Genomic DNA, 19,808 nt, shown 5'->3' with positions numbered 1-19,808 from the left:
ACCTAATTCACGTCCAATTCTCGTGTCGACCAGCCGAATCGAAGAAGAGTTTCTAGTTTACTACGTTCAATTATGCTAAGATGGGAGTAGCTCATGTTAGTTCTCCTGTATGAATGGTTGTGTGGTAACTCCCATTTTACATGAAACTCACATGGGCCTTTTTATTTTCTAGCTGTCGCACTTCATATTACAATCCGTCATATAGAAAAAAATACAGGAAATAAATACCACGTCTAATACAGCAAAATCCACAAAAACAGGGCTCCGAAGCAACCCAGCTTTAGTCCAGTTTCGTGTCTTTACCTTCGCACGAAGCACGGCTGGATATATACATTATTTTTATCTTTATTAGTAACTATTGAATCTTTGACCCCATAAAAAGCTTTCTTAGGAATCGGCTTCACGCCAAGTTCGATAATACCAGCAGGCCGCACTTTTCCATTTCTGCCATCCACGGCCGCAAGCCAAGTCTAAAACTTTGTTTTTCAGTCTAGTACTTTATATTCTTTTAATAGATGAAACTTTTTCCAGGATAAATTCATCTAAACTTCTATATGAATAAGAGGTGAATAAATGATGAGATCCCTGTCAAAAATTGTGCTGTGTACTGCCCTCGGAGCGATGATTGCTGTAGGCTCCGCTTATGCAGGATCTGAACTGAATTTGCTTATCAATGGTCATGGCGTTGTGACGAGCTATCTGGACCTTCAAGTCAAAGACGGCAAAGTGTTTGTTCCGGTCGATCGTCTAGCGGAAGTATTTAAAGGCAAAGCAGTCTACGATGCTGATAAGAATGAAGTTCAAGTGACGCTACCAGAATCCGCCCAACAAGCGATTCAGATCGAACGGTTGGAAAGGGCAATGGTTCCCTCTACAGCAAAAGAAGCCTTAAATACTTGGGTCAAAGGCATTCAGACTCGCAATGGAGCGCTGCAATTCGCTGTTTTCTCACCTGAACTGCGTTCCAATACCAAGAAAGAATTCGAAGATTACTACTGGACAACCGGAGGCTCCAGTCCGCATATGTCTGAGATCGAAAAGCTCAAAACAGAATCTCTGAATAAAACGACGACTCAGTTCTCATTCGATTATGGTCTTTTCGCCTCCAATTGGAAAGGCAAGGGCTCTGCGGTTGTCACCGTACAGAAATTGACAACCAAAGGCTATGAAGGTTGGTTTATTACGAATATTAAAATGAAAGACCCGGGCGATACAGGTATCACGATCGGTGTCGAACCGTTAAAAAAATAATTGTTCCAAAATGATATATCGAACTGAAGCCTCTCAGAGCCCTGACACCCTGCTGTCAGGGTTTTTATTTATAATCAAGCTTATAAGAAAATCAAACCAACCGATAAGGTTTTTCTAATACAATGACTGCTGCTGCATTTTTTTAAGATGGGTATACGAACAATCGGAGACCTTGCCAAGACACCTCTTACACGACTTACGAAACGTTGGGGAGTTAGCGGGCAAGTAATCTGGCAAGTTGCGAATGGGATAGACAATTCTCCCGTTACAACATCATCACACGATATGCAAAAGGTTGTAGGTAATGGAATGACATTGCCGCGTGATTACGCAGAAGCTAATCGATCCTACTAATATCCCCACCGATGTATACCAAGAAGTGAAGAAACTTTTTCATAAGTTTTGGGACGGTCTGCCGGTTCGTCGTTTGGGTGTAGCATTATCTGATTTATCGGAGCGTCAGTATATCAATTATCTTTGTTCGATGAGGGTAGGGAGAAAAAGAGAACAATCGGCGGAGTAATGGATAGTATCAAAGATAAATTCGGAGAAGCTGCAATTGTAAGAGCAAGCCCGGCAGCAGGCTACAGGAATCTATGCAGGAGCAAACTGCTATTACTTTGGAGATGTACGACCCCTTCGAGAGCTGCCAGCTTACAGGTATTGTTCTGAGTGTCGACACACAAAGTAAACGCCTGAGATTGTTGCTCGATGGAGAAAAGCAATGGGTGAGTATTAGCGATGTCTTAAATGTTAAATAAATAGATAAAGCCCCGGATTAGTCCGAGGCTATTGACTGTTTCAATACTTCTAGTATTGTCTCGCAGACACTTGGATGTCCATGTTATGGCCGTCTTTAGTATTAATGAATACTTTCCATTTTTCAGAGATGAAGCCGCCATAGACATTAATTGTCTCTGTTTTTTGTTGTCCTGGGGATATCGGAATGTCCACCGCATAATATTCCCCATCGCGCATTAACGTCATGAACACTGTTCCTGAACCATCATTTTTTACATCAACATCTAATCTCTTTCCGGCATGGATGTTTGCATGAAATGAGTTCTGGAAGGTATGGGATCCGATGTGACTAACATCAAAAAGTGAAATTTCTCTTGAATCTGTTGATGTTTCTAATTGAGTTGGTGCAATTCTAGTTGAATCAGGTGCAGCAGAAGCGAACCCGGTAAATGTTGATAGCATCAGCAGTGTTGAAATTACGACTACAGATTTTTTCATAGTAGCCTCCTAATAAATGTTTTGTAATGGTATACATTCCCAAAATATCATATATATCCATCGATTTGTGTTGTAGATTGACCCCATCTGTGACAAATCCCCGAACTCTTTACAGATACAGACTTACCGCCTGTTATGTAATAACCATTGGTTTGCTGAGCTACCCCAATTGTTAGACACTAACAATTATTACGGTGTAAATCCAAAGTAAGCGGAACCTTAGATTCTTATAGCATAATTTTCGGGTTGAATGACAAGATAATACCATTCGGCGTACAAATGATAAGAAAATCCGATAAGATAGCGCTTTATTTCGCAATAATAGTTCAATGATCTAGTTCATTGACGGTTCTATAATAAACATATAAATAGCACAGAGGAGGCATTTAATCATGAGAAAAGCGTTTATCAGCCCAGCCAAATATGTACAAGGTGAAGATGAACTTTATAACTTGGGTTATTTCATTCGAACATTCGGAGATTCTGCTCTTCTGATCGCTCATCCAGATGATGTGCAGCGTGTAAAGCATAAGCTTGAACATACAATGAATAAATACAAAGTTACGTTAGTTGAGAGCGGTTTCACTGGAGAATGCTCGCGTCAAGAAGTAAAACGACTACAACAGCTTGCGATTGAGCATAATTGCTCATGTACAATCGGACTCGGCGGTGGCAAAGCGATTGATACGGCCAAATGTGTGGCAGAAGGGGAAGCGCTCATTATCGTTCCAACTATTGCAGCAACTGATGCGCCAACTAGCCATTCCGCGGTCATGTACACGCCTGAAGGGGAATTTGACGATTATGCTTATTTCAAGCAAAGTCCTAGTGTGGTCATGATTGATACGACTGTCATTGCGAATGCGCCAACGCGCTTCCTCGTAGCAGGCATGGGAGATGCGCTCTCCACTTACTTCGAGGCACGTGCAACGGCAAGCTCTTATTCGAATGTAAATGCAGGACTGCCTTGTGGTGCAATGGGAGGAGTAGCACCTGCCAAAGGTACGAAAGCTGCACTCGCACTTGCTAAGTTGTGCTACGAAACATTGCTTGAAGACGGTGCGAAGGCGAAGATGGCTTGCGATGCGAACTTGGTAACGCCTGCACTGGAGAACATTGTGGAAACGAATATTCTGTTGTCTGGATTAGGGTTTGAGAGCGGCGGATTGGCGGCAGCTCATGCCATCCACAATGGATTAACTTCCCTTGAAGGCACTCACTCTTATATGCATGGCGAGAAGGTAGCCTTTACAACATTGGTGCAGCTTGTCCTTGAGAATGCAAGCGCAGCAGAAATGAACGAGGTATTGGAATTCTGTGTAAGCATTGGTCTTCCGGTATGCTTGGCTGATCTCGGTGTAACAAGTGTTACGAACGAGGAATTACAGGCAGTAGCACAGAAGGCGTGCATCCCTGAAGAATCTATCCACTCCATGCCGTTCCCAGTCACAGAAGAGATGGTTGTATCAGCGATTCGAGTGGCTGATATGATGGGTCAACAATTCAAAGACCAGAAGGACGTGTAAGGAATGAAAAAAATATTGAATCAACCGGAAACTTTGGTTCGGGAAATGTGCAACGGTATGGTGCTTGCACATCCGGAACTGGAGTTCATCAGCAAATACAAGATTGTCAAGAAAAAAATCGTGAATGAGAACAAGGTTACGTTGATCAGTGGCGGAGGAAGCGGTCATGAACCAGCTCACGCTGGATTTGTTGGACAAGGCATGCTCGATGTAGCCGTATGCGGTGATGTATTTGCATCCCCATCACAAATTCAAATTTATCAAGCGTTAAAGGCCTCTGCAAGCAAGAAGGGAACGCTGCTCATTATTAAGAACTACAGTGGCGACATTATGAACTTCAAAAATGCGTCGCATCTAGCCAAAGAAGACGGAATTCAGGTCGATTATGTCAAAGTGGACGACGATATAGCTGTAGAGGACAGTCTATACACGGTTGGCCGCAGAGGTGTTGCAGGGACAGTGCTCGTTCATAAAATTGCAGGTGCGGCCGCTGAAGAGGGCTTGGAGCTTGCAGAAGTGAAGGCGATTGCTCAGCACGCGATCGACAACACAAGAAGTATTGGATTCGCGCTTACCTCATGCACAGTTCCAGCGAAAGGAACACCAACGTTCCAGTTGAATGACGATGAGATCGAGTACGGCGTAGGAATTCATGGGGAGCCTGGCATTCGCCGAGAGAAGATTGCTTCTGCTAACGAACTGGCGAAGAAAATGGTTGCGGATTTGTTCCGTGACATGAAGATTACAGCAGGCTCTGAGCAGGAGCTAGCCGTGCTGATTAACGGATTTGGCGGATCCCCGCTGCAAGAACTATACTTGCTGGCGAACGCCGTAGTTCGGGAGATTCATGCACAACAAATTACTCTTGTTAAAGTATTCGTAGGCAACTACATGACAAGTATCGATATGGCTGGCGCGTCGGTGTCGGTTATCCGCTTGGATGAACAGCTTAAGCATTACCTCGAAGCAAGCTGCAATACGCCTGCATTGCAGGTGAGCGGTTCATTTGAACCAATCCATCCTGAGGAGATGTCCGAAGCAGTAACTGCGAGCCACGAGGTATCCTTCACAGTAGAGACGGACGAGGCCTTCTCGAAGGTCGAACATAATGTGTTCACCGTTAATAACTTGATCTATCTAACAGACAAGATGAGTGAAATCATCATTGAAAATGAAGTTCCATTCTGCGAGTTGGATTCACATGCAGGTGATGGCGACTTCGGTATGAGTGTGGCGAAAGGCTTCAAGCAATTGAAAAGAGAATGGTATGACATCATTGCACATCATTCAGACAACATGGGCAGCTTCCTCCATGCTTGCTCGTTAGTTATTATGGAGCATTGCGGCGGCGCTTCCGGCCCAATCTGGGGTTCAGCATTCCGTGCAGCCAGCAAGTTCGCGGGCGAACGCGTAGAATTGACCGTTTCTGAATTTGCACAAATGATGCAAGCAGTTGTTAAAGGCATTCAAGACACGGGCGAGCGCTCATTTGGAAGAGGAGCTGTAGTTGGGGATAAGACACTTGTCGATGCATTGGCTCCATTTGCAGATGCGTGGGTACAGAGTGCGTCTGAGGGCGATGACGTGAAGACTGCTTCTGTGAAAGCAGCAGAGGCTGCTGTTCAAGGTGCAAAGTATACAGAGACAATTGTAGCTCGTATGGGAAGAGCAGGTACGGTTGGCGAACGGAGTCTTGGCTATCCTGATGCTGGTGCCTATGCGCTTGGCGTGATTTTCACAGCGTTGTCCCAAGTGATCAAGTAAGCAGCGAGAGGATTAGGAATAGATCAATTTCCGACCAAATGGAATACTAGAAAAGTAGAACCGGAGTGAGTCTAGCTTACTCCGGTTCTTTGTGTTTGGAAGATATTATAATTAATTACAATATATTTGAAATGATCTCCTGTATTATCCGTGTTAGGATCGGAAACGTACCACAAAACAAGCCGAAGCTCGTCAGAGCGCGGGGGAACCGATTCATTGGGGTGAAGTCGTATAGCGACAGGGGAGTCCACTTTAACCCGAACCCGACAGCTAACCTCGCAGGCTGCAAAGGGAGAGATGTACAGGATGAAGAAGACATTTAAGAAAGTTGTAATTACAAGTGCGATTGCATTGGCACCGGTTATGGCAGCGAACTCTGCTATGGCAGCACCCGTTAGCCCAGTGCAACAGCCGAATCCAATGATGAACTCGAATTGTTCAAACCTGGGTATGAATATGGACTTTGATAAAGTATTCCAAGATAACTCGGAATTGAAGCAAATCTTGTCCAAATGGATGGAAGCCATTCATAAAGAAATTGGGAACAAGCCAATCGTTCCGCCTCCAGTTCAAAAGCCAGAGGTGGACAAGCCGGAAGTAAACAAACCTGAAGTTGAAAAAGCCAGAAGCTAACAAACCTGAAGTTGAGAAACCTGAGGTAGAGAAGCCAGAAATCGAGAAACCTGAAGTTGAAAAGCCTGAGGTTAACAAACCAGAAGTAAACAAGCCAGAAGCTGAAAAACCAGTAACACCTGGTGACAATAAACCAACTACGCCACAAGACAACAACAATGCGAACAGTGACTTCGCTAGCCAAGTTATCGATTTGGTGAACCAAGAACGTGCGAATGCTGGTTTGCAGCCGTTGAAATCCGATGCACAATTGAACAAAGTAGCAATGATCAAGGCGAAAGACATGAATGATAACAACTACTTTGACCATCAATCTCCAACACTTGGCTCCCCATTCGATCTGATGAGAGCACAAGGTGTCAATTTCAATACTGCTGGTGAGAACATTGCCAAAGGCCAACGTAATCCGCAAGAAGTAATGAACGCATGGATGAACAGCGATGGGCACCGCAAGAACATCCTGAGCTCGAGCTTCACTTCCATCGGTGTTGCATACTACAATGGCGTGTGGGTACAAGCATTCACAGGCTAACGAGTTAAGTATGTAGATATCACATCAAGAACCTGCAGGTAAGTGCAGGTCTTTTTTGTATTCATTCAGGCGCTCTACAAGAGAATAACGAGGAATGTAACAGAAATGAAGTTGATCTTATATGTCTCTGTTGAAGACCGGATTCAGTTTCTTTTCAATGTTATACCAATTGTGCCATTCTGTTGTTGGATCGATTAATTCTCTCATTGCTGCACGCATCCATACAGATCGAGCAAAATTTTTAACATTTATGCGTCTACAGCGAAAAATCTCTTTGTCTTCATTGGGCAGCTCTACCTGCATAAGCCACGCGCAATAGGACGTGAACGACAACTTATTAAGCTCAAGCATTGACACGACGGCTGTCGCCATTCGTTCATCTTCCTGTGTTCGCAAGATATGATTCGCATGAAGAAGCATGTGCTCAATCGCACCGAGAAGCTTCGTGCATTCCTCTGGGCCAATGTGTGGAATACGTACACAAGCAGCCATGACATCTGCGATGTGAGCTGGAGCATGAGCCCATCCCTTAACTTCTACATAATCGCGATAATCGTTCTCCTGCATGCAATAATCAACAACTCGCTTCGCAATGTGTTCATATAAAGGCTTGCTTATATAAGGCTGTTGTTCATCACGCTTCAGAAGCAGTGCGAGTAAGAGGGCGGAGAATGTACGTTGGAAGACCGAATCGTTCTCAGCAGTCCCAATTCCTTTGAAAAGCATTTGGTCTGATAACGTCTGATGAAGAAGCTCTGTCAGTTGTCCAGCGGTCAGGATTTTTTGTGTAATCAGCCATTCATACAATATCCCATATGCAAGATCATCCCTCAATTCAGGATCTGTAGAGCCAAGTAGGCTGACTACTTGTTGTACGGCTTCATATTGTTCGATTTCGATTGGTAGCTTATATTGATGCTCCACGATCGAGTGCAGCTGCTGCTTGTCCATGAAATGAATCCCCCCATTAAAGATATGTTTAGGTATTTGTATTCGCTAATGAATAATCATAAAAAGAATGAGATGATCATTTTAACATGATAGGAAAGAAATGTATATGTATACGAATGGTAGTAACGAACGAAATCATGGTTTCTAGCAATACGGTATAGTTAGCAATTGAGGAGGGAATGAATAAGAACCCCCCTGAACATTATCGTTTAGGGGGAGAGAGATAACTTTATACCCAACCGAAGGCTCTAGCGAGCTGAGCCGTGGCGAAGGTGACAGCTATAGCGATTCCAAGCGGAATAACGGCAGACAATATTGTCCATTTTGCACTCTTCGTTTCTTTATAAATGTTGAATAGTGTCGTTCCGCAAGGGTAGTGGAGCAAGGAGAACAGCATCATATTCAATGCAGTCAACCATGTCCATCCATGCTGCAGGAAGATTTCCTTGATGTTCTCCATTCCATCTGCATCAACCATTGCCCCAGAGGACAAGTAGCCCATTAGCAAGATAGGAAGGACAACCTCGTTCGCAGGCAAGCCGAGCAGGAATGCCATAACGATGAATCCATCTAAGCCAATAGCATGGGCGAATGGGTCGAAGAATGAAGCCATATGATTCAATATGCTGTCGCCACCGACAAATACGTTGCCAAGAATCCAAGTCAGAACGCCGGCTGGTGCCGCAATAACGACAGCGCGAGTCAATACGTTAAGCGATTTATCACGGGATGACAATAAAATCGTCTTCCAGACTTGCGGTCTGCGGTACGGTGGAAGTTCAAGCGTATAATGTGTGGGCACACCGCGCAGTGCTGTTTTGGACATGACCCAAGATACGGTCAAGGTGACAACAATCCCAATCATAACCATGCCCATCACGATAGCTGCGGTTACGATCGTCTGCATTCCGCTTGCTACACCTGCTGCCATGAACAGAGAGGACAGCAGAATCAGGGTCGGCCATCTGCCGTTACATGGTACGAAATTATTCGTTAAAATCGCAAGCATACGTTCTCGTGGCGATTCGATAATCCGTGTAGACAAGATCGCTGCTGCATTGCATCCGAAGCCCATCGACATCGTCAAGGCCTGCTTTCCGTGACCGCCTGACTTTTTGAATAGTCGATCCATGTTGAATGCAACTCGAGGCAGATACCCGAAATTCTCAAGTAACGCGAAAATAGGGAAGAAAATAGCCATAGGCGGCAGCATCACACTAATTACCCATGATGTACCGCGATATAAGCCGAGTACAAGAATGCCATGCAGCCAAGCAGGAGCATTCATCGCTTCAAATGCAGTGTTTAAGTACCCTTCAATCACTTCGAAGAAGGAAAATATCATTTCCGACGGAACATTCGCCCCAGCAATCGTCAACCAAAATACAACACCCAAGATGGCGAGCATGATCGGGAAGCCCCAGATCGGAGAGGTTAGAATCTTATCTAACCGGTATGTGCTTTTTAATTTCTTCTTGTCTTCATAGACAACGGCTGCACTGCATATATCCCGCGTCGTACGATAAATATCCGTTACAATTCCGTCCCGAATTGCTTCTCCGCTTGCAAGAGTGCGTGCTCTGGACAATAAGGAGTCCAATGAATCTGAATTAGTGGCAAGCGGTGTGGCCATACGAAACAACTCCCTTCGCGGTATCTGCGACCGGCGAATTCCATCTGGATCTCATTGAATTGATCAAGCTCTCATCACCGTCAAGCAGACGAAGCGCAATCCATCTTGTTGGAAATGTCGTGCCAAGCTTCTCCCGAATGATCGGTTCTAGTTCTGCGATTTTCTCTTCTATATCCTCGTTATATTGCACGAGCAGCGGGGCAGGTACAATCTTGCCGGAAGCCACGCCCTTAATTTTCTCCATCATTTGATCAATCCCAGTACGGTGTCGTGCAGAGATCGTAACTGCGGGAACACCGAGCTTCTTCTCGATCTCGTTAATGTCGATCTTAACACCGAGTCGCTTCGCCTCGTCCATCAAGTTAATGCAGACGACAACTCGGTTGGTCATTTCTATCACTTGCAGTGCCAAGTTCAGATTCCGTTCCAGTGATGTCGCGTCCAGAACGACGAGTGTCACATCGGGTTTCTCAAAAATAATATAATCCCGAGCCGCTTCCTCGTCGGCGGAATTGGAATAGAGTGAATACGTACCTGGCAAGTCGACCATTTTATAAGAAGTGCCTTCGTGATTGAAGTGGCCTTCTGCAGTTAGAACGGTTTTGCCCGCCCAGTTCCCCGTATGCTGCCGCATTCCTGTAAGGGTATTGAACAGGGTGCTTTTACCGGTATTCGGGTTGCCGGCTAAGGCAACCGTATATTGTTTCGTCATTGATCATCGCTCCCAACTATTTCCCCATACATAAGTGTGCTTTCTTCCATGCGAAGCGCTATCGTTGTATTATTGACTCGGAATGCGATCGGATCGCCGAGCGGACTGCGCTGCAGCACTTCGATCACATTGCCTGGAACAAAACCGAGATCAAGCAATCTTCTCCGTAGTACTCCTTGAACTTCGATTCGATTCAACCGTACATGCTGGCCTGTGCCAGCACTGTATAGCGTTACGACATTTGAATGCATTTGATTCACTCTCCTGATTTCACCATGTCCTAAAAAGTTTGCCCAGTGCAAGATTTGTCCCAAAAAAAAGCGGAATTTTTCCATTCATGCCACTTCATTAGTATAGGTCAACTATGTTTGTTGGGCAACAAAAACTTTCCCCGATGCAAAAATATTTATATTCATCATATGCGCGAAGGGTGGAAACGTTGCCATCTTATCCGTAAAATTATCATTCTAGTTGGGTTGATCATTATCGCATTCTGAATATCGTGAGTGTGCATGTACCGTGTCAGAACAACTGGAAGTGGTTATTATACAGGAAGTTCCATCTCTTTCGTCGAAGGGTAGAAGTGTGGAACGAGGCGATCTCGTACATGTACGAAAATGGCATGATCGATGTTCAAATCCTTGGTGCAGAAGGGAAGATTGAATCGTGAGTGATAGATTGAATAAGAATAATACGATAATCCATCGAATAAGCATTCAATACCCAATTATTCAAGCAGGGATGGCAGGGGGAGCAACCACACCTGAGCTTGTAGCGGCTGTATCGAGCGCTGGAGGTCTCGGGACGCTGGGAGCGGGATACATGCAGCCTGAACAGATGAGAAAAGCAATTCGGGCAATTAAGCAGCTTACGAGCAAGCCCTTTGCAGTAAATCTATTCATACCAGAACCAGCCGGGATTGATCAGCACATATCGGATGCAGTGATGGAAGATTTACAGAAAATCGATAGACTGCTAAATGAGCAGGGTCAAGAAATCAGCGAGGGTAGAAGCAAAGATAGAAGCGAAGAGACATACTGCTTTGATGAGTCAGCTTATCGGCTAACTTTTCATGACCAGATTCAAGTCATTCTTGAAGAGCACGTTCCGATTCTCAGCTTTACATTCGGGATTCTCGATGAGATCTATATTCGTCAATTGAGGGAAGCTGACATCATCTTAATAGGAACAGCAACACATGTTGCCGAGGCGATACAGCTTGAAGCTGCAGGTATCGATATAATCGTGGCTCAAGGCAGTGAGGCAGGCGGTCATCGTGGAACATTTGCAGGAGATCCCTATTCCTCCCTAATCGGCACATTGGCGTTAGTTCCTCTTATTGTCGATCAGGTATCCGTTCCCGTTATTGCTGCCGGCGGTATAATGGATGGACGCGGTATAGCGGCGGTCATGGCCCTTGGAGCACAAGCAGCACAGTTAGGAAGTGCTTTCCTGCTGTGCAAGGAGAGCGGGGCACATCCCGCTTATCAAGCGGCCATTCGCGCATCTGACGAATGCAGTACGGTCATTACGAGGACAATCTCAGGCAAGCCTGCAAGAGGAATACGGAATGATCTCATTCGCAGGCTGGAGACTTATCACGATTCCATACCTGCTTATCCAATTATGAATGAACTAACGAGAGGCGTTAGACAGTCGGCCGCTCGAACCAATAATCCTCAATATATGTCATTATGGGCAGGGCAAGCAGCACGAATGGGGGAAAATCAAGGAGCGCATGACAAGATGGAGCAGTTGATCAAGCAATGGAGACATGTAGTGAAGACGTTGCAAATGTAAAATTGGGAGCAACCATGGTGATAAAATGATGATTAGACAACGAATAAATCATAAAAAATTGATGACGAAATGTTAATGAATGATTAATGAAAATGATGGAAGAAAACAGTCTGAAAAATTTGTGAAAATGAGCCAGATTAAGCAATATAGGCGATAGTTTAAGCAATTGGCAAATAGCTGCACAATGTTTCGTTAATGCAAGTTTTGCAAAAAATCATAATTTGCTTCATAATGTCTTAGGAGAGCTCAACGTTCAGCGTTGGGCTTCCAAGCATGAAACGCGGAGGAGCAAGACATATGAGTGCTTACATTGGGGAACGTTATCAATTATGCAAGGTAATTTTGCATTTGGCAGATGGAGTTTTATATGAAGCCATAGATTTGTCACTTAAGAGAGATGTATTTATATATTTGGTAGAGAATAAGGGACTGGATAAGGCTGAGCAATGCAAGAAAGCGTTTGGTCAAATCTCGCATTTTTCAAATAATCGATTCTTCCATATGTTGAATGCAGGGACGTCCGGCAGTGATTTCTTCGTGGTGTTCACCTCCTATAGCGGAATGCCGCTGGCGAAGTACATACAGCATCACGCGCTGAGTGCCAACAAGACGCTGTCCTTGTTATATGAAGTTGGTAAGGCGATTCAAGATGCGCTGGAATCCAATATTACGAACTTCTCCGTATCCGTCGACAACTTGTGGATTACGGAGGATCATCATGTTCTTGTGATGAACTATTGGTCAGAGGCACCGACTGAGCGCTGCGGTACATTGGGACTGTGCTACTTGCTGTATCAGCTGAGCACACTGCATTTGAATGTGCCTCAATACTATGAAATGTATGAGTCGCGCTTGGCTGGTGCATTGAAGGAATTGTCTCCAGGTCAGAAGGAAGCGCTGTTGTCTCTCGTACAGAGTGTCTATTTAGGAGAAATCTCGCAGTTTTCCTTCATGCTGACGCTCCGTGAGATTATGGATTCGCCGAACATCCCTGTGAAGACAATTGGGGGCATTTATACGCCGCCCGTTCCGAAAGTAGATCCAGAGCTGCTCATCACTGCTGAGGAAGAGGCGGAGGAAGAAGAAGCCGCACCTTATGAAGCGGATAACGCGGAGAATGTGGGCCGCAAGAAAATGATACTCATTCTTGCATGTGCTGCCGTATTTATTTGCGTATTGGGCGGAGCAGTGATGTTGGCAAACTCCTTGTCAAAGGCAAATGATGCAGCGATATCTACTGATGCTCCAGAGTCTAACGATCAGGTTGCGACAGAGAATCCAGCAACAGAGCCGGGAACGGATTCAGATGCAAGCCAACAGGACTCAGGCTCTTCTACAAACGTAACTGAGCCGCCAGCGACGGATAACAATAATAATTCATCCAATGACAATTCTTCTCAAGAACGCGAGTCGGAGAAGAAATCGGATGATGCGGATCGGAAGTCGACAGAGCGTGACCGTAATCGGGATTCCAAATCGGACAATACGAGTGTAACTCCGCCTACGACGCCAGAGAAGAAACCTGACGATCATACAACAGATTCTGGAACGACGAATAACGGTGCTCATGATGGTCAGACAGGGACAACGCCAGACACGACAATGCCAGACACAACAACGCCACCAGACGGTCAACAGCCTGATGGCCAGCAGCCGGATCCGAACACGAATACAACGACGGAACCGCCGAAGTCTGGTGAGATTGCTGTTCCTAACTTAGTGGGCTTGTCGAAGGAAGAAGCGGAGAAGCAGATTCTTGCAAGCGGCTTGAAATATGAGTATGTTCTCGAGAACTCGGATGAACAGGAAGCAGGGAAAGTATTTAAGCAAGAGGTTCCTGCTGGTGGAGCTGCGAAGAAGGGTGACAAGATTAAATTCTATGTTAGCCGAGCGAAGAAATAATAAAAGCAATCTAAAGTAATAAAACTGAAGGTAAGTTACATTTCGTCCAATAATGAAATGCCCCGAGTGGCCGTAACCGAATTGTCGGTAGGCGCTCGGGGCATTTTGCATGTTGCTGCTTATTAATAATTAATTACAAGCACAGTTCAATACAGGCTTCCGCGCGGCTTGGGTTTCATCCAATCGCTTCACATCCGTATAATGCGGTGCATTCAGCAGCAGTTCAGGCTGTTCCTTCGCTTCCTGTGCGATCTGGATCATCACATCGATAAAGCGATCCAGCGTCTGCTTGCTCTCTGTTTCCGTAGGCTCGATCATCATACATTCCTCGACATTGAGTGGGAAGTAGATGGTTGGCGGATGGAAGCCGAAGTCAAGAAGGCGCTTGGCAACATCCAGCGTCCGCACGCCGTACTGCTTCAACCCTTTGCCTGACATCACAAACTCATGCTTGCACACGCTTGGATATGGAATATCGTAATAAGGCGCCAGACGGTGCATCATGTAGTTGGCATTTAGTACCGCGCATTCAGATACACGACGCAGCCCTTCTGGACCGTAAGTGCGAATATATACATAGGCGCGCAATAGGATACCGAAGTTACCGTTATAGGCCTTGACTCGTCCAATGGACAGCGGAGAGCCTTGATCGAATTCATATGAACCATCCTCAAGCTTCGTCACCGTAGGGGAAGGGAGGAATGGAATCAGCTTGCTCTTCACGCCAACAGGGCCAGCGCCAGGGCCGCCGCCGCCATGTGGTGTGCTCATCGTCTTATGCAAATTCAAATGGACAACATCAAAGCCCATATCCCCAGGACGCGTAATACCCATAATGGCATTGGAGTTAGCGCCATCATAGTAGAGCAATCCGCCAGCTTCATGAACAATGCTCGCGATCTCGACAATATGCTCTTCGAACAATCCAAGCGTGCTCGGGTTTGTGAGCATCAATGCTGCCGTATCAGATCCAACAGCGGATCTGAGTGCATCCAGATCAACGAATCCTTGTTCGTTAGACGGTATTGTAATCGTATCTAAGCCAGCTACAGTTGCACTAGCGGGGTTCGTACCATGCGAGGAATCAGGGACGATTACCTTCGTCCGCTGCTCGCCTCGGCTCTCATGGTAAGCGCGGATCATCATCAAACCGGTCCATTCACCATGCGCGCCTGCCGCAGGCTGGAGCGTGACCTTATCCATACCAGTAAGGGCAGCTAGGTCTTCCTGCAGCGTGTACAGCAGCTCTAGAGCCCCTTGCACCGTAGTTGTAGGCTGATAAGGATGGATTGCTGCGAGTCCTGTCAGCCTTGCTGCATCCTCGTTAATTTTCGGATTATATTTCATCGTACAAGAGCCGAGTGGGTAGAAGCCATTGTCTACGCCGAAGTTGCGGCGTGATAAGGCGGTATAATGTCGAATCACATCAACCTCATACACTTCAGGCAGCTCGGCCTCTTGACTGCGCAGCATCGAAGTTGGGATAAGCTCTTGAATTTCGATTTCTGGAACATCACATTCTGGTAAGGAATAGGCAATACGCCCAGGATGACTCAATTCAAATATTAGTGCTTGTTCCGGTTTCATACGCAGCTCACCTCCAGCAAGTCAATAAATTGTTCGATGTCTGATTTGGATTTTTTCTCCGTGACCGCAATGAGCATATGTCCTTCCAGTTCAGGATAGAAACGGCCAAGATCCAAGCCGCCAATGTATCCGTTGTCCAGGAGCAGAGACTGTAATCGATCCATGTCAGTATCTTGCGGGAGACGAAGTACGAATTCATTGAAATAAGGCGCTTGGAACGCTAACCCAAGATTGGGCTTGTTATTGATATAAGCTGCTGCATAATGCGACTTCTGTATATTGAGCTTCGATACCTCTTGCATTCCCATCTTGCCCATGACGGACATATAGACGGAAGCAGCAAGAGCAAGAAGTGCTTGGTTTGAGCAGATGTTGGATGTCGCCTTCTCACGACGAATATGCTGTTCTCTCGCTTGGAGTGTAAGAACAAATCCACGCTTGCCATCCAAGTCCTTGGTCAAGCCAACAATTCTGCCAGGGATACGGCGCATATAGGGTTCTGCAACGGCAAAGAAACCGCATGTAGGACCGCCGTAAGATGCTGCAATGCCAAGCGGCTGAGCATCTCCAACACATACATCGACACCTAGTTTTCCAGGACTCTCCAACATAGCAAGACTCAGTGGATTCGTACTCATGATGAGCAGGCCTTTATTTGCATGTGCAATGGGTTCAATGGCGCGCACATCTTCAATGCATCCGAAGAAGTTCGGGGACTGAATCAGTACGGCAGCAGTCTCGTCCGTGACAGCACGCTCCAGCTGAGCAAGGTCAGTCACGCCGTCTTGATATCCAATCTCGACCACTTCAACATTAAGTCCTCGAGCCATTGTGCGAACAATCTGTCTCGCTTCAGGATGGACAGTGCTTGAGATGACAAGCTGCTTGCGCTTCGTTGCACCAACCGCCAGTGCTCCAGCTTCTGCAAGTGCAGTAGCGCCATCATACATGCTGGCATTGGCAACAGGCATACCAGTCAGCTCACATATATAGGATTGAAATTCGAAGATTGCTTGCAATTCACCCTGACTGATTTCAGGCTGATAGGGTGTATAGGCGGTATAGAACTCTGATCTAGAGACTAGATGTTGAATGACTACAGGGATATGATGATCGTATATGCCAGCACCAAGGAAGCTGGTATGGCTCTCACTGTTAGCATTGCGGGAGGCCAATTCCTTCATATGCCTCATCATGGCTGCTTCATCTAATGGTTCAGACATTGGCAGTACTCCATTGTAACGAATGGAGGCTGGGATATCGCGGAATAGCTCGTCAATGGAAGAGATGCCGATCTGCTGCAGCATGTCAGCCTGATCTTGTTCCGTCACTGGAATGTAACGATGCTTCATGATGGGTTCGCTCCTTTGGCAGGGGTCGGGATTCGTTTATAAAATGGAGTCGAGACAACGCGGGCTTTCAACTGCTTGCCGCGAATTTCGACAAGAATTTCTGTATCCAATTCTGAGAATGCGGATTCAATCAAGGCCAGCCCTAGATTGCGCTTTAATGTCGGCGACTGTGTTCCTGTTGTAACTTCTCCGATCACGCGCCCATCTGCAAGCACCGGATAATGGGAGCGAGGAATGCCTTTGTCAATCATCTCGATGCCTACCAGCTTTCGTGCCGGACCATCGGTCTTCTGCTTCGTTAATGCTACACGGCCGATGAAGTCGCCCTTATCTAGCTTGACGAATCGTGCTAGTCCTGCCTCAAGCGGCGAGATATTGGCAGTAATTTCTTGTCCATAGAGGGGCAGACGTGCCTCGAAGCGCAAGGTGTCTCTAGCACCAAGCCCTGCTGGGAGCAAGCCGAACGGTTCGCCTGCACGAATCAGCTCATTCCATACGTGCGCTGCATCCTCTGCGGACAAGTAGAGTTCGAAGCCATCTTCACCGGTATAGCCTGAGCGAGACAGCAGTGTTGATACGCCGCAGACTTGTGCATCCGATAGGAAATGGAATGGTGCGAGCGAATCAATAGGTGCCTCAGTTACCGCAGCAAGAATAGCTTGGGCATTCGGCCCTTGAAGGGCAAGCAATGCTGTGCGATTCGAAACATTGGTCAAGGTAACGCCATGAATCAGATGCTTCTGCAGCCATGCATAGTCTTTATCAATGTTGGAGGCATTAACGACGAGCATGTAACGGTCGCTCTTCATCTGATAAATGAGAATATCATCGACAACTCCTCCGTCAGGGTAGCACAGCAGCGTATATTGTGCTTTGCCATCCTCGAGCCGCGATACATCATTCGTTGTCATCTGTTGAAGAAACGTCAGGGAGGCAGGGCCGCTTACGATAAATTCACCCATGTGGGAGACATCGAATAGACCTGCATGTGTACGAACTGCTTCATGCTCTCGTTGAATGCCGATAAATTGAACGGGGAGCTCCCAGCCGCCGAAGTCAATGCAGCGTGCACCCGGATAAGCAGAGTATTGATCAAATATTGGCGTTCTCTTCAATTGACTCATGAATTCACCTCGATACGCGTATTTGGACTAATTATCGGTATACGTACATAAAAAGGACAGCCGAAAGAAAAGTGGATGCATCGCATCCTCTCATTCTCTCGCTCTGTCCTTTGTACCTGAGAGTGTCGCCGATTGTCGCAAACAAATTGTTTGTTTCCGTGTCTACCATCGACTTTCCCCTTGGGTGACTGTATTCGTTTTCATGAATAGCAGTGCTCTCCAGAGGTGCGTCCGGTAAAAGTCCTTTTGCCTGAGAGATTCACCCATTCAGGCTTACTCCTTCGGCGCCGCTATGTCTCAGCAGTCTCTCCCTTTACCATCATTCGCCATTTTCAGCTGTCATCTCTACATTAGTTGAGCTTTCCACACTTTGTCAATTGATATTTTCTTCACAACTGATTTCATAGCTTGTCATATTGACAATCATGCATATCTTGCAATAATCTAATGGTGTTATAATTACCCAGTTTAATCGTAATTCGCGAACGAGGAAGGTCGGGAGAGTTTGACAATTGCGATTGTCAACACCGAAGGAGCAAGTTGCCAGCCGCCGATTGGCAATGAATCTCTCAGGTTCCATAACCGCCATTCTGACGCAGCTCTGGAGAGTGCATTTCTATGCCGCCAAAGGGGTAAGTTCAACCGCAGTTGTGGCTGTGGAGGAACGGGAACTCTCAGGTACCGAGGACAGAGAACAAGGCGACAAGGCCGCTTCCTGTCCATTTTTACGATCTCGATTGGATAGACGGCCTGATGAATGACATTATGAATGAAATGGGGCGTTGACATGAGTGAAGTGAAGAATGGATTGCTGTATAGTGAAGAGCATGAATGGGTAGTTGCCATAGAAGGCAATACGGTACGGGTTGGCATTACAGATCATGCACAATCCCAGCTGGGAGACATCGTATTCATCGAATTTCCGCCAGTAGGTACCAGCTTGTCCGCAGGGGACAGCATGGGATCAATTGAATCGGTGAAGACCGTATCTGAGTTGTACTGTCCGGTATCCGGAACAATTACGAAGGTCAATGATGGATTGGAAGCGTCGCCAGAGCTTGTGAACAGCAGCCCCTACGAAGATGGATGGATTGCAGAAGTTGAAGTAGAAGGCAGCGTTGAGGAAGCTGTGAAGCACTTGCTGAAAGCAGAGCAGTACACGAAGCTGATAGATGAATAGGTGAAGGAACAATAGGTTGAGAATCTAAGAACCTGCTGTACCGGTATCATGCTGGTGCAGCAGGTTTTTCATTTGTTATCTGACAAATTTCGATAGGATTCACCGCCGAAAAGGAGTACAATATAAGCATCGACAACTAGATGTTGCAATGCTAAATAAGAATGCTAGGTGAATGGAATGACAATCGCTTTTTTTGATTCTGGAATCGGTGGAATAACCGTGTTGGCTGAGGCTATGAAGCATATGCCGCATGAACAATATTTATTTTATGCAGATACGCTGCATGTCCCTTATGGGACGAAATCTCAATCCGAAGTAATGCGCCATGTACATTCAGCTGTGGAAGACATCATGCAGCACAATGTGAAGGCGCTTGTTATTGCGTGCAATACAGCGACAAGCATCGCAGCGTCAGAACTAAGACGGAAGTATGACATTCCGATCATTGGGATGGAACCAGCAGTCAAGCCTGCCGTGGAAATGAATCGCGACAATGGCAAGAGTGTGCTTGTATTCGCGACAGCTTTAACCTTAAGTCAGAACAAATACCATACATTAATCAGTCGAATTGACGAAGAACATATTGTGGATTCGATTCCCTTGCCGGAATTGGTAGAATATT

At 46.1% G+C, this 19,808-nt stretch carries 19 protein-coding genes, 1 pseudogene and 4 riboswitches; of the genes and pseudogenes, 11 read left to right on the top strand and 9 right to left on the bottom strand.

Features of this window, described 5'->3' with window-relative positions:
• Positions 1-95, bottom strand: a pseudogene (locus tag AZ66_RS33790) (IS30 family transposase); the annotation flags it as partial.
• A 478-nt stretch (positions 96-573) separates the two neighbouring features.
• On the opposite strand from AZ66_RS33790, the gene AZ66_RS15755 reads away from it, so the two are divergent.
• The 3 genes from AZ66_RS15755 (at position 574) to AZ66_RS32730 (ending at position 2,012) form a co-directional block, all read left to right on the top strand.
• On the top strand, positions 574-1,251 hold the full coding sequence (locus tag AZ66_RS15755) for a hypothetical protein (protein WP_044355686.1): 678 nt from the start codon (positions 574-576) through the stop codon (positions 1,249-1,251).
• Positions 1,252-1,573: 322 nt separating this feature from the next.
• Positions 1,574-1,774: a DinB/UmuC family translesion DNA polymerase gene (locus tag AZ66_RS32735; protein WP_331436910.1), complete on the top strand. Its 201-nt coding sequence runs from the start codon at positions 1,574-1,576 to the stop codon at positions 1,772-1,774.
• 19 nt (positions 1,775-1,793) lie between these two features.
• Entirely contained in the window at positions 1,794-2,012 is a 219-nt protein-coding gene (locus AZ66_RS32730; RefSeq protein ID WP_425311549.1) for a YolD-like family protein, read from the top strand.
• A gap of 49 nt (positions 2,013-2,061) precedes the next feature.
• On the opposite strand, the gene AZ66_RS15745 is transcribed toward AZ66_RS32730, so the two are convergent.
• On the bottom strand, positions 2,062-2,490 hold the full coding sequence (locus tag AZ66_RS15745; RefSeq protein ID WP_044355685.1) for a hypothetical protein: 429 nt from the start codon (positions 2,488-2,490) through the stop codon (positions 2,062-2,064).
• A gap of 392 nt (positions 2,491-2,882) precedes the next feature.
• Between AZ66_RS15745 and AZ66_RS15740 the strand changes: the two genes are divergently transcribed.
• The 4 genes from AZ66_RS15740 (at position 2,883) to AZ66_RS15730 (ending at position 6,945) form a co-directional block, all read left to right on the top strand.
• On the top strand, positions 2,883-4,016 hold the full coding sequence (locus AZ66_RS15740; protein WP_021255053.1) for a glycerol dehydrogenase: 1,134 nt from the start codon (positions 2,883-2,885) through the stop codon (positions 4,014-4,016).
• A gap of 3 nt (positions 4,017-4,019) precedes the next feature.
• Positions 4,020-5,780, top strand: a complete 1,761-nt coding sequence (dhaK, locus tag AZ66_RS30655; protein ID WP_082061604.1) for a dihydroxyacetone kinase subunit DhaK — start codon at positions 4,020-4,022, stop codon at positions 5,778-5,780.
• A 170-nt stretch (positions 5,781-5,950) separates the two neighbouring features.
• A riboswitch (cyclic di-AMP (ydaO/yuaA leader) is annotated at positions 5,951-6,080 on the top strand.
• 6 nt (positions 6,081-6,086) lie between these two features.
• The gene (locus AZ66_RS31915) at positions 6,087-6,413 is read left to right on the top strand and encodes a hypothetical protein (RefSeq protein ID WP_052648545.1); all 327 of its coding nucleotides are present in this window, start codon (positions 6,087-6,089) and stop codon (positions 6,411-6,413) included.
• The gene (locus AZ66_RS15730) at positions 6,394-6,945 is read left to right on the top strand and encodes a CAP domain-containing protein (RefSeq protein ID WP_442950300.1); all 552 of its coding nucleotides are present in this window, start codon (positions 6,394-6,396) and stop codon (positions 6,943-6,945) included. Before AZ66_RS31915 ends, AZ66_RS15730 begins: the two co-directional genes overlap by 20 nt.
• A 117-nt stretch (positions 6,946-7,062) precedes the next feature.
• Here AZ66_RS15730 and AZ66_RS15725 read toward each other — a convergent pair whose 3' ends face one another.
• The 4 genes from AZ66_RS15725 to AZ66_RS15710 all read right to left on the bottom strand — a co-directional run bounded on the left by AZ66_RS15725 (position 7,063) and on the right by AZ66_RS15710 (position 10,492).
• Positions 7,063-7,896 carry a DUF2785 domain-containing protein gene (locus AZ66_RS15725; protein ID WP_044355684.1) on the bottom strand — a complete coding sequence of 278 codons (834 nt, stop codon included), beginning with the start codon at positions 7,894-7,896 and terminating at the stop codon, positions 7,063-7,065.
• Between the two features lie 229 nt (positions 7,897-8,125).
• Complete coding sequence (locus AZ66_RS15720) at positions 8,126-9,529, bottom strand: nucleoside recognition domain-containing protein (RefSeq protein ID WP_044355683.1); 1,404 nt, start codon at positions 9,527-9,529, stop codon at positions 8,126-8,128.
• Entirely contained in the window at positions 9,507-10,241 is a 735-nt protein-coding gene (locus AZ66_RS15715; protein ID WP_044355682.1) for a FeoB small GTPase domain-containing protein, read from the bottom strand. The genes AZ66_RS15720 and AZ66_RS15715 overlap by 23 nt, the downstream gene beginning before the upstream one ends.
• Positions 10,238-10,492 (bottom strand): FeoA family protein, encoded by a 255-nt coding sequence (locus AZ66_RS15710; RefSeq protein WP_021260377.1) that lies wholly within the window; start codon positions 10,490-10,492, stop codon positions 10,238-10,240. The genes AZ66_RS15715 and AZ66_RS15710 overlap by 4 nt, the downstream gene beginning before the upstream one ends.
• Before the next feature lie 415 nt (positions 10,493-10,907).
• Between AZ66_RS15710 and AZ66_RS15705 the strand changes: the two genes are divergently transcribed.
• On the top strand, positions 10,908-12,041 hold the full coding sequence (locus tag AZ66_RS15705; protein WP_269433093.1) for an NAD(P)H-dependent flavin oxidoreductase: 1,134 nt from the start codon (positions 10,908-10,910) through the stop codon (positions 12,039-12,041).
• Positions 12,042-12,338: 297 nt separating this feature from the next.
• Entirely contained in the window at positions 12,339-13,943 is a 1,605-nt protein-coding gene (locus tag AZ66_RS15700) for a PASTA domain-containing protein (protein WP_044355681.1), read from the top strand.
• Between the two features lie 129 nt (positions 13,944-14,072).
• Here the strand turns inward: AZ66_RS15700 and gcvPB are convergent, their stop codons facing one another.
• Genes gcvPB through gcvT form a run of 3 tightly spaced genes read right to left on the bottom strand, consistent with a single transcriptional unit; the run spans position 14,073 to position 18,006 of the window.
• On the bottom strand, positions 14,073-15,530 hold the full coding sequence (gcvPB, locus tag AZ66_RS15695; protein WP_044355680.1) for an aminomethyl-transferring glycine dehydrogenase subunit GcvPB: 1,458 nt from the start codon (positions 15,528-15,530) through the stop codon (positions 14,073-14,075).
• Positions 15,527-16,882, bottom strand: a complete 1,356-nt coding sequence (gene gcvPA, locus AZ66_RS15690; protein ID WP_044355679.1) for an aminomethyl-transferring glycine dehydrogenase subunit GcvPA — start codon at positions 16,880-16,882, stop codon at positions 15,527-15,529. The genes gcvPB and gcvPA overlap by 4 nt, the downstream gene beginning before the upstream one ends.
• Complete coding sequence (gene gcvT / locus AZ66_RS15685; RefSeq protein ID WP_044355677.1) at positions 16,879-18,006, bottom strand: glycine cleavage system aminomethyltransferase GcvT; 1,128 nt, start codon at positions 18,004-18,006, stop codon at positions 16,879-16,881. Before gcvT ends, gcvPA begins: the two co-directional genes overlap by 4 nt.
• 101 nt (positions 18,007-18,107) lie before the next feature.
• A riboswitch (glycine riboswitch) is annotated at positions 18,108-18,231 on the bottom strand.
• A gap of 3 nt (positions 18,232-18,234) precedes the next feature.
• Positions 18,235-18,329, bottom strand: a riboswitch (glycine riboswitch).
• Between the two features lie 163 nt (positions 18,330-18,492).
• Positions 18,493-18,601: riboswitch (glycine riboswitch) on the top strand.
• Between the two features lie 192 nt (positions 18,602-18,793).
• On the opposite strand from gcvT, the gene gcvH reads away from it, so the two are divergent.
• Together gcvH and murI are read left to right on the top strand one after the other, a co-directional pair.
• Positions 18,794-19,186, top strand: a complete 393-nt coding sequence (gene gcvH / locus AZ66_RS15680) for a glycine cleavage system protein GcvH (protein ID WP_021260370.1) — start codon at positions 18,794-18,796, stop codon at positions 19,184-19,186.
• 177 nt (positions 19,187-19,363) lie between these two features.
• Positions 19,364-19,808 (top strand): glutamate racemase (gene murI / locus AZ66_RS15675; RefSeq protein WP_044355676.1); only part of this gene is annotated, 445 nt, incomplete at its 3' end.

It is taken from the genome of Paenibacillus sp. E194 (assembly GCF_000935845.1).
GTDB lineage: Bacteria > Bacillota > Bacilli > Paenibacillales > Paenibacillaceae > Paenibacillus_B > Paenibacillus_B alvei_B.
The sequence above is the reverse complement of the archived record's forward strand: the minus strand, read 5'-3'. Positions and strand labels throughout refer to the sequence as shown.

Coding starts and splice junctions, on each gene's coding strand:
- AZ66_RS15755 (WP_044355686.1), top strand. CDS start 574: ATGATGAGATCCCTGTCAAAAATTGTGCTGTGTACTGCCCTCGGAGCG.
- AZ66_RS15745 (WP_044355685.1), bottom strand. CDS start 2,490: ATGAAAAAATCTGTAGTCGTAATTTCAACACTGCTGATGCTATCAACA.
- AZ66_RS15740 (WP_021255053.1), top strand. CDS start 2,883: ATGAGAAAAGCGTTTATCAGCCCAGCCAAATATGTACAAGGTGAAGAT.
- dhaK (WP_082061604.1), top strand. CDS start 4,020: ATGAAAAAAATATTGAATCAACCGGAAACTTTGGTTCGGGAAATGTGC.
- AZ66_RS31915 (WP_052648545.1), top strand. CDS start 6,087: ATGAAGAAGACATTTAAGAAAGTTGTAATTACAAGTGCGATTGCATTG.
- AZ66_RS15725 (WP_044355684.1), bottom strand. CDS start 7,896: ATGGACAAGCAGCAGCTGCACTCGATCGTGGAGCATCAATATAAGCTA.
- AZ66_RS15720 (WP_044355683.1), bottom strand. CDS start 9,529: ATGGCCACACCGCTTGCCACTAATTCAGATTCATTGGACTCCTTATTG.
- AZ66_RS15715 (WP_044355682.1), bottom strand. CDS start 10,241: ATGACGAAACAATATACGGTTGCCTTAGCCGGCAACCCGAATACCGGT.
- AZ66_RS15710 (WP_021260377.1), bottom strand. CDS start 10,492: ATGCATTCAAATGTCGTAACGCTATACAGTGCTGGCACAGGCCAGCAT.
- AZ66_RS15700 (WP_044355681.1), top strand. CDS start 12,339: ATGAGTGCTTACATTGGGGAACGTTATCAATTATGCAAGGTAATTTTG.
- gcvPB (WP_044355680.1), bottom strand. CDS start 15,530: ATGAAACCGGAACAAGCACTAATATTTGAATTGAGTCATCCTGGGCGT.
- gcvPA (WP_044355679.1), bottom strand. CDS start 16,882: ATGAAGCATCGTTACATTCCAGTGACGGAACAAGATCAGGCTGACATG.
- gcvT (WP_044355677.1), bottom strand. CDS start 18,006: ATGAGTCAATTGAAGAGAACGCCAATATTTGATCAATACTCTGCTTAT.
- gcvH (WP_021260370.1), top strand. CDS start 18,794: ATGAGTGAAGTGAAGAATGGATTGCTGTATAGTGAAGAGCATGAATGG.